The sequence below is a fragment of the Colwellia sp. genome (assembly GCF_013215345.1).
Lineage (GTDB): Bacteria > Pseudomonadota > Gammaproteobacteria > Enterobacterales > Alteromonadaceae > Colwellia.
Window position 1 is genome coordinate 1 of record NZ_JABSOV010000011.1, and the last position, 14,111, is coordinate 14,111.

The 14,111-nt window shown below is 37.6% G+C and carries 12 protein-coding genes and 1 pseudogene; 6 read left to right on the forward strand and 7 right to left on the reverse strand.

Annotated elements, in window-relative coordinates:
* The 3 genes and pseudogenes from HRT50_RS01760 to HRT50_RS01770 all read right to left on the reverse strand — a co-directional run.
* Positions 1-593, reverse strand: a pseudogene (locus HRT50_RS01760) (beta-ketoacyl synthase N-terminal-like domain-containing protein); the annotation flags it as partial.
* 15 nt (positions 594-608) lie between these two features.
* Positions 609-2,777, reverse strand: coding sequence for a fatty acid oxidation complex subunit alpha FadB (gene fadB / locus HRT50_RS01765; protein ID WP_291610712.1), 2,169 nt, complete (start codon positions 2,775-2,777; stop codon positions 609-611).
* 288 nt (positions 2,778-3,065) lie between these two features.
* The gene (locus HRT50_RS01770; RefSeq protein WP_291610856.1) at positions 3,066-5,288 is read right to left on the reverse strand and encodes an EAL domain-containing protein; all 2,223 of its coding nucleotides are present in this window, start codon (positions 5,286-5,288) and stop codon (positions 3,066-3,068) included.
* 296 nt (positions 5,289-5,584) lie between these two features.
* Between HRT50_RS01770 and HRT50_RS01775 the strand changes: the two genes are divergently transcribed.
* Both HRT50_RS01775 and HRT50_RS01780 read left to right on the forward strand, forming a co-directional pair.
* Positions 5,585-6,484 (forward strand): TIGR03899 family protein, encoded by a 900-nt coding sequence (locus HRT50_RS01775; protein ID WP_291610714.1) that lies wholly within the window; start codon positions 5,585-5,587, stop codon positions 6,482-6,484.
* A gap of 171 nt (positions 6,485-6,655) precedes the next feature.
* On the forward strand, positions 6,656-7,036 hold the full coding sequence (locus HRT50_RS01780) for a MerC domain-containing protein (RefSeq protein WP_291610716.1): 381 nt from the start codon (positions 6,656-6,658) through the stop codon (positions 7,034-7,036).
* A gap of 48 nt (positions 7,037-7,084) precedes the next feature.
* Here the strand turns inward: HRT50_RS01780 and glnG are convergent, their stop codons facing one another.
* From glnG to glnA, 4 genes are all read right to left on the reverse strand, one after another.
* Entirely contained in the window at positions 7,085-8,485 is a 1,401-nt protein-coding gene (glnG, locus tag HRT50_RS01785; protein ID WP_291610719.1) for a nitrogen regulation protein NR(I), read from the reverse strand.
* Positions 8,482-9,597 carry a nitrogen regulation protein NR(II) gene (gene glnL, locus HRT50_RS01790; protein ID WP_291610721.1) on the reverse strand — a complete coding sequence of 372 codons (1,116 nt, stop codon included), beginning with the start codon at positions 9,595-9,597 and terminating at the stop codon, positions 8,482-8,484. Before glnL ends, glnG begins: the two co-directional genes overlap by 4 nt.
* 168 nt (positions 9,598-9,765) lie before the next feature.
* Positions 9,766-10,284 (reverse strand): DUF4124 domain-containing protein, encoded by a 519-nt coding sequence (locus HRT50_RS01795; RefSeq protein WP_291610723.1) that lies wholly within the window; start codon positions 10,282-10,284, stop codon positions 9,766-9,768.
* Positions 10,285-10,523: 239 nt separating this feature from the next.
* Entirely contained in the window at positions 10,524-11,930 is a 1,407-nt protein-coding gene (gene glnA, locus HRT50_RS01800; protein WP_291610725.1) for a glutamate--ammonia ligase, read from the reverse strand.
* Between the two features lie 434 nt (positions 11,931-12,364).
* Here glnA and HRT50_RS01805 point away from each other — a divergent pair, with 434 nt between their 5' ends.
* The 4 genes from HRT50_RS01805 to HRT50_RS01820 all read left to right on the forward strand — a co-directional run bounded on the left by HRT50_RS01805 (position 12,365) and on the right by HRT50_RS01820 (position 14,101).
* Positions 12,365-12,589 (forward strand): hypothetical protein, encoded by a 225-nt coding sequence (locus tag HRT50_RS01805; protein WP_291610727.1) that lies wholly within the window; start codon positions 12,365-12,367, stop codon positions 12,587-12,589.
* Between the two features lies 1 nt (position 12,590).
* Positions 12,591-13,487: a DUF481 domain-containing protein gene (locus HRT50_RS01810; protein ID WP_291610729.1), complete on the forward strand. Its 897-nt coding sequence runs from the start codon at positions 12,591-12,593 to the stop codon at positions 13,485-13,487.
* Positions 13,488-13,578: 91 nt separating this feature from the next.
* Entirely contained in the window at positions 13,579-13,860 is a 282-nt protein-coding gene (locus HRT50_RS01815; protein WP_291610731.1) for a hypothetical protein, read from the forward strand.
* Entirely contained in the window at positions 13,850-14,101 is a 252-nt protein-coding gene (locus HRT50_RS01820; RefSeq protein WP_291610734.1) for a hypothetical protein, read from the forward strand. Before HRT50_RS01815 ends, HRT50_RS01820 begins: the two co-directional genes overlap by 11 nt.
* Positions 14,102-14,111 lie beyond the last annotated feature (10 nt).

Sequence of the window (14,111 nt, forward strand, 5' to 3'; positions counted from 1 at the left end):
GTAGCATCATGGCCTTGTGTGGCAACAATTTCATTGTCCCAACGACCAGCCAAGTGTGCTTCATGGGCTTTTTGATGCGAACGTGCACCAAAAGCATCTTGCATTTCACGGGTAATACCGTGTTGCTTACCCAATAACTCAGCAGTAAGGCCCATATTGCCAGAGGCTAAAGCAATATGTTTATTTAGTGCCGGATCAAAATCAACATCATACATCATAGGTACGTGACCCATGTGTTCTACACCGCCAATTAGAAATACATCACCTTGACCAGACATGATACTGGTAGTCGCTTGGTGCAACGCTTCCATAGAAGAGCCACATAAACGGTTAACCGTAACACCAGCAATAGATTTTGGTAAACCAGCAAGTAATGATGCATTACGTGCAATATTAAAACCTTGTTCTTTAGTTTGTTTTACACAGCCCCAAATAACATCTTCAATATCTTCTGGGTTTAATGCAGGGTTACGTACTAAAATTTGTTTCATTAAGTGTGCTGATAATGCTTCAGCACGTACATTGCGAAAAACACCGGCCTTAGAGCGACCCATTGGAGTTCGTATGCAGTCTACAATTACAACTTCGTTCATTTTATTCTCCTCGGCTTAAGCTGATTTAACATCGGTAGTGAAATAAGATTTACCTGATTTTGCCATCTCACGTAGGCCATCAGTAACTTGATATATTTCACCTAAATCAGCATATTTATCAGCCATTGCGATGAAGTTATCTAGACCAAGTGTTTCTAAATAACGGATTGCACCACCTCTAAACGGTGGGAAACCAACACCATAGATTAAGCCCATATCAGCTTCAGCTGCAGTATCTACTACACCTTCTTCTAAACAACGAACAACTTCATTAACCATAGGGATCATCATGCGAGCAATAATTTCGTCGCTGCTGAAATCTTTCTTATCCGCACAATTTTGGCCAAGTAATTCATAAGCTACAGGAGCTGGTACTTTCATTGGACGACCACGTTTATCTTTCATGTGGTCATAAAAGCCTTTGCCATTTTTCTGACCAAAACGCTCATTAGCATACAAAGTACTAACTGGGTCGTTATCAATTTTTTTCATGCGCGTAGGGAAACCAGCTGACATTACACCGGTACAGTGATCAGCAGTATCAACACCAACAACATCAAGCAGATATGCTGGACCCATTGGCCAACCAAATTGTTTTTCCATTACTTTATCGATAGCGCTAAAGTCAGCACCTTCAAGTACTAACTGACTAAAGCCAGCAAAGTATGGAAATAAAACACGGTTTACATAAAAGCCAGGGCAATCATTGACAACAATTGGCGACTTACCCATTTTAGCGGCATAAGCAACAACAGCGGCTACCGTTTCATCTGAGGTATCTTTACCGCGAATTACTTCAACTAATGGCATTTTATTTACGGGATTAAAAAAGTGCATTCCACAGAAATTTTGCGGACGTTTTACACTCTGTGCTAATAGGTCAATTGAGATAGTAGAAGTATTAGAAGTAAGAATAGCATCGTCACTGATTACGGCTTCAACTTCGGCTAAAACCATACCTTTTATTTTAGGGTTTTCAACAACGGCTTCAACAACAATATCTACATCTTTTACACTATCGTAACTTAAGCTTGGCGTGATGTTATTTAATACACCAGCCATTTTCGTAGCATTCATACGGCCACGTTCAACTTGTTTAGCTAATATGCCTGTAGCGGTTGTTAAACCTAAATCAAGTGCTTGGTCATTAATATCTTTCATAATGATAGGCGTGCCTTTATAGGCTGATTGATAGGCAATACCACCACCCATAATACCTGCACCTAATACAGCGGCTTTCTTGATAGTTTTAGTGGCAAGCTTACCTGCTTTTTTAGCTTTGCCTTTAATTACTTGGTCTGCCATAAACAAACCAATTTGTGCTGTTGCGGCATCAGTTTTTGCTAATTTGGCAAAACCGGCATTCTCAGCAGCCATCGCACCAGTGCGATCTAAGTTAGCACTAGCAATTAATGTATTTATCATCACCATTGGTGCAGGGTAATGTTTGCCAGCTTTTGCAGCAATCATGCCTTTGCATGTTGTCGATGACATGATTAATTCTGTCGGAGATAAGTTTAATGGCTCTAATTTAGGCTGACGTTTAGCGCGCCAATCTAGCTTGCCATTAATTGCCAATTTAAGCATGCTAATAGCAGCACTGCGTAAATTTTCTGGCTCAACAACTGCGTCAAGAACACCTTGTGCAAGTGCCGCTGCTGGTTTAAATGTTTTACCTGTAGACATCCAAGTTGCTGCATTATCAAAACCGATAAGTCGAGGAAGACGTACTGTACCACCAAAACCAGGCATAAGGCCCAGCTTAACTTCTGGCAGACCAATGCTGGCATTAGTATCAGCAACACGGTAGTCACATGCTAAAGACATTTCACAACCACCGCCTAAAGCGATGCCATTAATAGCAGCTATAGTGGGTAATTGAATATCTTCAAATGAATCGAAAACGTCAGATGCTTTCTTTGCCCAAGAGGCCAATGAATCTTCAGGCTGACTAAATGAAGTTAAAAATTCAGTGATATCTGCACCAACGATAAATGTTGATTTACCTGAGGTAACCATAACGCCTTTAGCGTCACTGCAGTTGTTAATTGCGGCAACTACAGCGATATATTCTTCAAAAGTTGCTTGATCAAATTTGTTTACTGAACCTTGAGCATCGAACTTAAGTTCGACAATGCCATCTTCGAGTAATTGGGCAGAAAGGCTGTTGCCTTGATATATCATGCTTCGTCTCCTTCACCTAAAAGTGGTGTTGATATTTGAATGATTAATCTAGTTTTTTTAGCGAAATTATCATTCTAAAAAACTTAGATAACTAATAATAGCTGACTGAGTGTGCCTTGAAAAAAAGTAAAACGCAATAAATTTAAACAGGTGTTTTAATTGAGTGTTTGTTTGCTCTGAATAAGTATAGTAAAGCATACAAAAAAATACCCAGCGAATATGGCTGGGTATTTTCATTGAATGCACTCGCGCTAATAAATAGCGGTAAATTTCGTCTTATCTGATGTTTTAATTTTGTTGCTGGAGAAAATTGATGAAATCACTGGCTGGCATTGGTTTGGCATAATAGAACCCCTGTACTTCATCACAGCCAAGTTCAATTAAGCGTTCTTGTTGCTCAATTTCTTCAATACCTTCAGCAATAACTTTAAGTTTCATCTTCTTACCAAGATTGATAATGGTTTCAGCAATAACTGACTGACCTTCTTTATGAATATCGGTAACAAAGGCGCGATCAACTTTGAGTCGATCAAGAGGCAGTTTTTGTAAATAGCTTAATGAAGAAAAACCAGTACCAAAATCATCTAAGGCTATGCTGATCTCTTGGGCCTTTAACTTAGTTAAAGCATCAATAATGATTTGTGGCTCGTCCATTAAAATACTTTCAGTAATTTCTAACTCAAGTTTACTTGGCTTAATTTTATGTTCAGTAATGGTGTTAATAATATTATCAACGAAATTATCTTGTCTAAATTGAGGTATCGATACATTGACTGAAATACTAATGTCGGCGAAATCTTTCTCTAGAATTTTTAATTGTTTACATGCTTGGCTAATAACCCAGTCACCAATTTCAATAATTAAGCCTGAATATTCAGCTAAAGGAATAAAAACAGCGGGGGAAACAAATTTTCCATCAGCGGTGCGCCATCGAAGTAAAGCTTCAGCGCCTATTACTTTACCGGTACTTAAAGATAGTTGTGGTTGATACCAAAGTTCCAGGCAATTATTGGCAAAATCATTACGTAGTTGACGGATCATATTCAGTCGCCACTGCATTTGATCTTCTATATCGGAGTGATAATAAGCAAAATGCTCTAAACGATTCTTTTTGGCAATATTTAAAGCAATATTAATTTGATTTAAAACCTGTACACCACTGCTTTGCGCATGCTCTTTGGTACAAAGACCAAAACAAGCATTGATGGGAAGATGTTGATCACCTGCTGCAAAAGGTTGATGGAATAAAGCCATTAAGCTTTCTGGGGTCAAAGAATCTTCAGGACCGATAATGCCAAAAACATCTGCGCCAACACGGGCAAATTTACAATCACGATTGATACTTTGCATGCGTTGACCAACAGCGGTAAGTAGTTTATTACCGATATCTTGCCCTAAGGCATCGTTGATATCACTGAAATGGTTAATGTCGATTAAGGCCGCGACTTGGTTTTCTTGATCGCTTTGTGCAAAGTGGTCAAGTAGACGAACAAACTCTAGGCGGTTTGGTAAATTAGTTAGCCAATCTTTATAAGCAGCATTAGTGAGCTTTTGGAATAAGTGGACATTTTCGTAGCCGACTGCAACTCCGGTTAAAAACACATTAAGTAGCTGAGTTTGAATTTCGGTAAGTGGGTTAGGGAGCGTTACATGGATAACTGCTCGATAATCTCCTTTGGCAACATATAGATTTAGACTTTCATCTTGGTATTGATGCTTTTGTTGTAAGAAACAAGCTTTTACTTGTTTACTCGCTTGCTCATTTTGAAGTTTGTCGAGTTTTTGATTAATTAAGTTATCATCAAAACCGGTTTGTGCTAAAACATAAAAACTTAAATCATCAACATTCTCAATAATACCTTGGCCTCTAGCGCAAAATACGGCAGATAGATCATCATCTATTAGAGCTCTTAATTGTGCTAAAACTCCTTGGCTATAGGTCGAGAGCGAATGCTGAGATGATAGCTCTGTGGCACCAGAAACTATTTTCTCTAGACCTTTGCGATTCTCATTGACGGTAGCTATTTGTTGAAAAGAACGAATTGCAGCAAAAACAGTTGTTACAAGTTTACGGCGAGTTAATTCTGTTTTTGTTTTATAGTCATTAATATCATATTCTTTGATAACACTTTCTTCGGGAGCATAGCCGGGCTGACCGGTACGTAAAACAATGCGGATATCTTTTCGTTCTAATGTTTCTCTTATGTATTTTACTACATTTAAGCCGGCATCATCCGTTTCCATAACGACATCAAGTAGTACCAGCACAATATCACTATGCTCTTCAATAAGCTGACAAGCATCCTTACCTGAGTAAGCATGTAAATACTCAAGGCGGCGGCCTAATACAATTAAATCGGATAATGCTAATTGAGTAACGGAATGAATCTCGGGATCATCGTCAACAATTAAAACCTGCCAAGTTTCATCACTGCCAAACGCTAAAATCTCGTCTTCATCACTATCATCGATAAATAAAAAATCATCGTTTGAATTTTCGGATGCTTGCATACTGCCCTCATAACTAAGCATATTTATTACCTATATACTCAGCTAAAACTGAAATGTATTTTATTTAGTTTAACTATAACCTAATACTACTTTTTTACACTATTGAACTGGATATTAAAAGTCTGTTTACAAAAAAATTATTTGATTTATTTCGGTAAGTTATAATAAATTGAATTGATTGCTGTCCGGTTAATAGCACTTTATCATGTAGCTCAGTGATTTAAGCCGCTAAGTATTGACCATTAGGTGAATTATACCTACTTTATCTTAAGATATTGCGAGAAGGAGTTAGCAGAGTGAGTAAAGATAAATCAGAAGTTGTGCTACTGGAAAAAGATCTTCAAAAGTCAGGCGATGATAAGGTAATAGTGACAACCAGTAAATCGACTGAAAATTCGGTTGAAGCAGGTGTTTCTCAGCAGTTCTTTAAGCTTGCCAAAAAATTCGCCATCGATGGCGCTTTATTGCCTGAAGATAAACAAATGCTCATTGAAGATAGAACAGTTAAACGAGCTAGGTTAAGCCAGTTACGCAAGCAGAAAAATATTGAAAGCATTATGCAGAAAACGTTAACTTATTGTGCGGATTTTGAAATAGGGCAAAGAACGGATCTTGATTGGTTTAGTCGCTATATTGCTTTGTCTGAAGAGGTAAGTAATCCTACCATGCAAGATCTATGGGCTAAAATTTTAGCGGGAGAGCTGACCAAGCCTGGCGCATTTTCATTTAAGGCCCTACAAGTTTTTCGAGATATGAGCATTTTTGATGCAAAACTATTAGCTAAAGCTTGCTCCTTAGCGATAAAAGATCCCAATAAAAAAGGCATTCGGTTAATTACTGGTGCTTATCAACAGCCAGGTTTATTTAATTTCTTCTCTAAGCAGCGGCAGCAATATTGTAATTTAAGCCATTATGGTCTGAATTACGCGGACTTATTAGCTTTATCAGAGAATCACCTTATATATTTGCAAGAAAGTGAATCGAGCCTGATAAGTAAAGGAGAAATTCTACAGTTTACCTATAACGGTTTACCGTTAAAGTTAACGGCAATAAAAGCCAATGTTTGCCTGCAATTTTATAAATTTACCCCACTAGGGGCTGAGCTTGCTCACTTGATTAGCGATAAAAGTAATGATGATTTTTTTGAACACTTAAAAAGTAAATTAACGCATTATTTTGCTGTTCATAGTACTTAAAATAAGCACAGTTTTTATGAACTATATCTCGTTCAAAATATCGGGATAGATTAGGTTTGCAGCTTTAATATTAATTTACTAATGTTATACTATCTCAATTGTGATACTATCTCATTTTGAGGGCCTGAACTGGCCAATGAAAATAAATTAATTTAGACTCACGGAATAATCATGTTAGATAGAATAGGCATTACAGCAACTTCCTTATGTGCATTACATTGCATATTATTACCTATTTTATTACCACTGTTACCCTTACTAGGTTTAAGCTTTCTAGCTGATCATGCGTGGGAGCATGTCTTCCTGCTGATGACCGCGGCACTTGGTACCATCGCCTTATTTTCTGGCTTTAAACGCTACCACAAACGCCTTTATCCGTTCTATTTACTTTATTTAGGTGTTGCCTTGTATTGGATAAAACATGACTTCTCTCAGGAGTTAGAGCCGTACTTTATTATTGGTGGCGCTAGCCTCATTATTGCAGCTCATTTCATTAATATGAAACTGTGTAACAATTGTAAGCAATGTGATGACGAAGCTTGTAATAGTTAATAGCTGTAAGTAATGCCCCACCAAGTACTAACTTAGTGGGTTTAGAAACTAGCTTTCAAACTCTTTTAATTTTCTCGTTAAAGTATTTCTACCCCAGCCCAGTTTTTTCGCTGCATCTTGTTTATGACCTTGGGTAAAGATTAGCGCCCGCTCGAGCATGATTTTTTCAAATTCTATTTGAGCATAATCAAGAATAGCATCTTTACCTTGTGCTAGTTCTTGATCCATCCAAGCGCTGAGCACTTCCTGCCACGCATTAGACTCATGCTTTAAAGGTGTCGAACTTTCGGTTAATTCATTTGGTAAATCTTCAATCAGAATTTCTTGACCACTTGCCATTACCGTTAAAAATCGACAGATATTTTCTAACTGCCTAACATTGCCTGGCCAATGGCAGTTATTTAGAAAGTGACTGGCTTTTTTACTTAATGTTTTAACCTCAACACTCAATTCATTCGCCGCTTGTGTTAAAAAATGTTGGCTAAGCTGGGGTATATCTTCTTTACGTTCCCTAAGGCTAGGTAAGTGAATTCTAATAACATTGAGTCGATGAAATAAGTCTTCTCTAAATTCACCTTTTTTTACTCGCTCTTCAAGGTGTTGATGAGTGGCTGCAATAATACGTACATCAACCTGGACCGGTGAATGTCCACCGACTCGGTAGAATTGGCCGTCAGACAGTACTCGTAAAAGGCGGGTTTGAATATCTAGCGGCATATCGCCAATCTCATCTAAAAATAGCGTACCACCATGGGCTTGTTCAAATCGTCCTTGTCGCATAGCATTGGCACCGGTAAAAGCCCCTTTTTCATGTCCAAATAATTCTGATTCAATAAGGTCTTTTGGAATGGCTGCCATATTTAATGGAATGAAGGGGGCATTTACTCTTGGACTATGGGAGTGTAGGGCTTGTGCAACTAACTCTTTACCTGTGCCGGACTCACCATTAATCAATACACTAATACTTGAACGTGATAAGCGGCCAATGGCACGAAATACTTCTTGCATAGCTGGCGCTTCACCAATCAAACCAACCGCTAAAGGAACATCTTTTTTTTGCTTATTTTTTGGATTTTGTTCTCTAGCATGAGTAAGTGCACGTTTGGTAAGACTGATGGCTTCATCGATATCAAACGGCTTGGGCAAATATTCAAAGGCGCCACCTTGATAGGCATTAACGGCACTGTCTAAATCTGAATGTGCAGTCATAATAATTACGGGAATATGATTGTGCTGTTTATTTATCTTTTTTAATAATTCCATACCATCAATATTCGGCATACGAATATCCGAAATAATCACTTCTGGTTGGCCATGATCTAAAGCAATTAATAAATTTTCAGCGCTTTCAAAGGCGGCACAACTGATATTTGCATTGGCAAAGGCTTTTTCTAACACCCATCTAATTGAGCTATCGTCGTCAACTATCCACACTTCTTCTGTGATCATAATTCATTCTCTTGTGATAAATGTTCTTGCTTTAAAGGCTGTTGTTTCAATGGTAGTAGAATTGTAAACTCGGTATGACCAGGACGGCTATGGCAGGATAGTTTACCTTGATGCTGATTTATCAGGGTTTGTGCAATGGATAAACCTAAACCTGTGCCATTTGAACGTCCAGATACCATTGGATAAAACAAGGTATCTTGAATTTTACTTGGAATACCAGGGCCATTATCAATAATACTAATTTGCACGGCTAATTTTACGCGTTTGCCATGAATGGTCTTATTGCTGGCGATTCGTGTTTTTAAAGTAATGTCATGTACTTCATCTATGGCTTGAATTGCATTATTAACAATATTAAGTACGGCTTGTTGTAGCTTTTCTTGATCACATTCAATAGGGGGAAGTGAAGGGTCATAGTCACGCAATAAATGAAATTTTTGTCCATTTGAATAACTGACCAGCTGACATACTTTTTCGAGTATACCGTGAATATTGTGTGCCTCTATTTGCGGCAATTGATTTGGCCCCAGTAAACGATCAACTAAATTTGTTAATCTATCTGCTTGCTCGATGATCATGTTGGTGTATTCTTGTTGGTCTTCATTTAGTTCTTTACTTAGTAGTTGTGCCGCACCACGTAAGCCGCCAAGTGGATTTTTAATTTCGTGAGCTAGGCCCTTGATGAGATCGCGTGCAGCAAGCCATTGTTGGTGTTGAAATACCTCTAGGCTTATTTGTTTTTGTTGGTCTATTTGCTTGAATTCAAGTAATACATGAGGACTGCGAGCAAACTCGACCGAAGATGCTGTTACTTCTGCGGTAAAGCGATGACTTTCATTGAGCTCAACAACTATATCACTATCAGTAAACTCCTGACCTGTGGCAAATAGTTGTTTTAAGCGAGGGCTATTAATGCTGGTATTAGCAAAAATTGTTTCCGCTGCAGTATCATATAAACGATAAAGGCTCTTGTTTAATAGTGCTTCGGCAGCAGGGTTTGCATATACAATGGCTAGTTCTGGATTAAGAATAATTACAGCCGTCACTAACTGATTAGCGAGAGCCTGCTGATAAGATAATTTTTGCTCTTGTATATAACTTCGACTACGCATAAAAACCCTTAGGAAGACATATCTATTGCACTGTTTTGGTGCGTAAAAGGCAAGTTTACTAAAGAAAGGTTTTATTTGCAGTGCTATTTTTATTAACTAGAAGATACTAACTCTGTAATATTTCTTGCTAGCCCAGTGGTAGTAGGCACTAAAAACAATAGGGTTAACTTAGTTAGCAGAAGCTCTATGCATATAAAACGTTACTGATGCTGATGATGCAATAACCTTGCCTTTTTCATCAAGTAGTAACATTTTTATTTTATGTTCACCTCTATCAATATTTCTTAGAGAAAACATAGAGTGCTTTTGAGGGTTTTGATGAGGTTTTCCGTCGAGGACTAATTGTACTTCTAATCCAGACTTAAATCTTGGCTTGATACCGCCGCCAATATATATAGAGCCAGTATTATCACGTATGGTGGCATTGTTTTTAGGGGTATTTATTACTATTTCGTATTTTTCAATAATTTTTTGAGGAGTAATATCTAGTACTTTAGTTTCAACCGAGGTACTTGATTGAATTATATTACCAGGCTTAGTTTTTACTTCTACTGCGCCAGCTCTAGGGGAGTCAGAAAAAACTAATACGCCTTTTTCATTACGCCAGACATAAATTTTGGCTGTGTTTGGGTGCACAGGAGCTGCTAAGGTAATTACCAATAGTGAAAACAGTAATAACTTGATCATAGTTCGTTATATTCTTCCTGTGCTTGGGTGTTCAAAATCCGCATCGTTCCATAATGTACGCTAACTTAAGTATATATCTATAATTTATACAACAAAATGTTTTTTATTGTTTTATCTGTCAATTAGTAATCTTTAAAGATGAACCGCTTGTAACTTGCTATTTTACCCATAAAAAAACTCACCTAAGTGAGTTTTTTTATGATGAGCGCCAAGCGCTACTGATATAGTGCTAAGCGAAATTAAACGCTGTAGTACATATCAAATTCAACCGGGTGAGTAGTAGCGTTTAATAGTTCAATTTCTTTACGCTTAAGGCCAATATAAGCATTAATCATATCGAGATCCATAACACCACCTGCGGTTAAGAAATCGTTATCAGCTTCTAAGGCATCAAGCGCTTCACCAAATGAAGAACAAACTTGTGGAATGGCTGCTGCTTCTTCTGCTGGCAGGTCGTATAAATCTTTATCCATAGCATCGCCAGGATGGATTTTGTTTTTGATACCGTCAAGTCCAGCCATTAACATAGCTGTGAAGCCTAAGTAAGGGTTCATTGTTGGATCAGGGAAACGAACTTCAATACGCATTGCTTTCGGTGAAGGTACCATAGGTATACGGATTGATGCAGAGCGGTTACGTGCTGAATAAGCAAGCATTACTGGCGCTTCAAATCCAGGGACAAGACGCTTGTATGAGTTTGTTGAAGCATTAGTGAAAGCATTTAATGCTTTAGCATGCTTGATGATACCGCCAATATAGAAAATAGCCATTTCAGACAAGCCACCGTACTTATCACCTGAGAATAAGTTAACGCCATCTTTAGCTAAAGATTGGTGAACATGCATACCAGTACCATTATCACCCACTAATGGCTTAGGCATGAAAGTAGCTGTTTTACCGTATGCGTGTGCAACGTTATGAACAACATACTTATATATTTGTACTTCATCAGCTTTCAATACCATAGTATTAAAGCGACAAGCGATTTCGTTTTGGCCACAAGTCGCTACTTCATGATGATGCGCTTCAACAACTAAGCCCATATCTTCCATAACTAAACACATAGCTGAACGTAAATCTTGTGAAGAATCTACTGGTGCTGTTGGGAAGTAACCACCTTTAACGCCAGGACGGTGACCCATGTTACCTTCTTCGTATTTGGTACCTGAATTCCAAGCAGCTTCTTTATCATCAATTTTGTAGAAAGAACCACTCATATCAGTGTGGAAACGAACATCATCAAAAACGAAGAATTCTGGTTCAGGACCAATTAATACTGTATCGGCAATACCAGTACTACGTAAATATTCTTCGGCACGATGCGCTACAGAACGTGGGTCACGGCTGTAACCTTGCATAGTGGCAGGTTCTAAAATATCACAACGAATATTTAAAGTAACAGCCTCAGTGAATGGGTCTAGCACAGCGGTTGATGCATCAGGCATCATAACCATGTCAGATTCATCAATGCCTTTCCAACCTTCAATTGAAGAGCCATCGAACATTTTACCGTCTTCAAAGAAATCTTCATCTACTTGGTGATGAGGAATTGAAATATGTTGTTCTTTACCTTTTGAATCAGTAAAACGAAGGTCAACAAATTTGACATCGTGTTCTTTAATTAAGTCGAATACTGCTTGTGACATTTTGTCTCTCCAGTGAGGTTAATTTTATAAATTGTTATAAATAATCGAGTAAGTTTTAAAATGGATGAAGTTATAAAGGTTCGTTATTATCATTATTCATCTATTATTGCTCATTAATTAGCTAAAATCATGCCAAGATGAAGGGCATTGATTAATAAGCTTTTTTATTGTTTAAGCTTTTCTTTGTGCACCATGTTGGCGCTTGCGTTGCTCTATTTTGGTGCGCCGATGACTGTTGTAAGAATGTTACTATAGAATATATTTAGCTGCTTGCCCTTAATAATTTATACTTTTTCAGCTGTTATGCTTAAAATATATGCCCAAGGATACCTTTAATCATGTTTGTAGCTATATAAATGTGTATTAGCCATAGCTATACTGCTAATTTTTATAATCTTTTATTAAGTAGTTACCTTTAAGGCATGGGGTTTTTTATGAATAAATTGATGGCTATTGTGCTAGCTAAAGTTTCTTTTATCATCTTTTCGTTAATTATCTCGATGAGTGCTTATGCTAAAGAAGAGCTAAGTAATTGGCAAAAGCCAACGCCAATTTTTAAGCAAGACTTTGATTGGCTAAAGCTGACCTCAGATGAATGGCTTAAAGGCGATATAGTGTCAATGTACGATGAAAAATTAGAGTTTGATAGTGATACTTGATATGCAAACTATTGATTTGGATGATGTAGCCGAGCTACGTAGCAAGCAGTGGCAAAGTATTCGTATGTTTGATGGCACTATCGCAGAAGGTTATTTAGTACTAAAAGATGGGCATTTATCTTTAGTTAAGCATGGGGTGACTAGCCACTATGAATTAAGTAATCTTTTATCGATTGCCTCTTCAGGAAAGAACGAAATAGATTTATGGGATGGTTATGTTAATTTAGGCATAAATTTACGACAAGGTAATACGGTACAAGTTGATTATACCTTTGCTGCTGGCATGCAGCGCCGCAGTTCGAGTAGTCGCTTTAAGGCTGATTACACCACAGATTATAGTCGTTATGAAGATCAAAAAACTGAAGAAACTAAAGTTACCGCAGATAGTGAACGGTTAACGCCATCTTATGACTGGTTCTTTAATCCGAAGGTTTATTTTCGTGTCGCCGATGTTGAATATATAGCGGATGAATTTTTAAACCTTGATTATCGTATTCATTATGGTGTTGCCCTGGGTTATCACCTTGTCGACACAAGTAGAACAACTTGGGATTTTAATGCTGGTCCAAGTTATCAGAAAAGTAAGTTCTTGGATGTTCACAATGATGATAGCGATACCGAAGATTCATTTGGTTTAACTTTAGGTACCGATTTTAGCTTTGAAGTAAGCAATGATATTGATTTTGATGTTTCTTATAATGTCCAAATGGTTAATGAAGCCTCCGGTGGTAATATCCATCACTTTCAAACAGGTTTAGAAATCGATCTTACTAATGATTTTGATCTTGATTTAACTTTCTATGCCGATCGTACCGATAATCCAAAACCGGATAGTGAAGGCGGTATACCTGAAAAAAATGATTTCCGTTTAGTGGTTAGTTTTGGTTATAACTTTTGATTAATCCACTCTGCTTTATAAAATGTTTGTATTTAAGTTAATACAAACCTTTTTTATTATTAATACTTTGACTGTAGGCCTATTACATCGTGTGAAAAATTTTCTATTACTTGGCCTATTCTTTGTCACCTTGGTTAGCTCTATTAGTTATGGACAGCAACCTTCGGAGCATACAGCTGTATGGAGTGCACCTACACCTATATTTTCTCAACAATTTGATTGGCTGCAGTTACGCTCTGGCGAATGGCTTAGAGGGGATATTATCTCCATGTATGAGCTTGAGTTTGACAGCGATGAATTTAATACCATCTTTTTTGATTGGCAATATGTAGCAGAATTACGTAGTCGCTCTTGGGACTTTATTGGATTATAGCCTGTCAAGCCGAGTAGATTTTCTATTTGATTATCAAATTCAGTTTGTTGAGCAGAGCTCGGGTAAGCGAAATTCACATTTAAAGACTGGCTTTGGCTTTGAATTTGAGTTGAGTAATGATGTTGAATTAGATGTCATTTTCTACCTAGACCGTGTTGCCGAGCCAGTTTCATCAATTAATACCGTGGCACCAAAACCCAATGACTATAGTTTGGTATTCAGCCTAGGCTATGATTTTTAATCTTTACAGC

What these genes read in the sequence shown, in the direction of transcription:
- fadB (WP_291610712.1), bottom strand. Translation starts at nt 2,777, where the DNA reads ATGATATATCAAGGCAACAGCCTTTCTGCCCAATTACTCGAAGATGGC.
- HRT50_RS01770 (WP_291610856.1), bottom strand. Translation starts at nt 5,288, where the DNA reads ATGCAAGCATCCGAAAATTCAAACGATGATTTTTTATTTATCGATGAT.
- HRT50_RS01780 (WP_291610716.1), top strand. Translation starts at nt 6,656, where the DNA reads ATGTTAGATAGAATAGGCATTACAGCAACTTCCTTATGTGCATTACAT.
- glnG (WP_291610719.1), bottom strand. Translation starts at nt 8,485, where the DNA reads ATGATCACAGAAGAAGTGTGGATAGTTGACGACGATAGCTCAATTAGA.
- glnL (WP_291610721.1), bottom strand. Translation starts at nt 9,597, where the DNA reads ATGCGTAGTCGAAGTTATATACAAGAGCAAAAATTATCTTATCAGCAG.
- HRT50_RS01795 (WP_291610723.1), bottom strand. Translation starts at nt 10,284, where the DNA reads ATGATCAAGTTATTACTGTTTTCACTATTGGTAATTACCTTAGCAGCT.
- glnA (WP_291610725.1), bottom strand. Translation starts at nt 11,930, where the DNA reads ATGTCACAAGCAGTATTCGACTTAATTAAAGAACACGATGTCAAATTT.
- HRT50_RS01805 (WP_291610727.1), top strand. Translation starts at nt 12,365, where the DNA reads ATGAATAAATTGATGGCTATTGTGCTAGCTAAAGTTTCTTTTATCATC.
- HRT50_RS01810 (WP_291610729.1), top strand. Translation starts at nt 12,591, where the DNA reads ATGCAAACTATTGATTTGGATGATGTAGCCGAGCTACGTAGCAAGCAG.